Here is a 480-nt window from a genome sequence, read left to right on the forward strand (position 1 = left end):
GCTGTCGACCAAATCTTGATTATTGCCCATCACGCCGCTGACGTCATGGCCCAGGGCGATAATGCACGCGCCGGTCAGGGTGGCGACGTCGATAACGGCTTTGGGTTTGAATTGTTCGGCATAAGTGAGCGCGTCACACAAAATCAGACGGCCTTCGGCATCGGTGTTCAACACTTCGATGGTCAAGCCTTTCATGCTTTTCACGACATCGCCCGGTTTGTTGGCCGCGCCGGAAGGCATATTTTCGCAGGTGGCGACGACGGCGATGAGGTTGATCGGCAGTTGCAGTTTGACGGCGGCACAGAAGGTGCTGATGACGGTTGCCGCGCCGCACATGTCGAATTTCATTTCGTCCATGTTCAGGCCGGGTTTGAGGGAGATGCCGCCGGTGTCGAAGGTAATGCCTTTGCCGACCAATACGACGGGGGCAGCTTCTTTGTCGGCAGCACCGAAATAGCTCAGTTCGACCAAATATGGGTC

1 protein-coding gene is annotated in these 480 nt (G+C 56.2%); it reads right to left on the reverse strand.

The window, feature by feature from the left end:
• A partial coding sequence (locus ACTHUM_RS19220; RefSeq protein ID WP_440403883.1) for a leucyl aminopeptidase family protein occupies window positions 1-480 on the reverse strand: 480 nt, incomplete at both ends.

The sequence above is a fragment of the Neisseria sp. P0021.S006 genome (assembly GCF_051956895.1).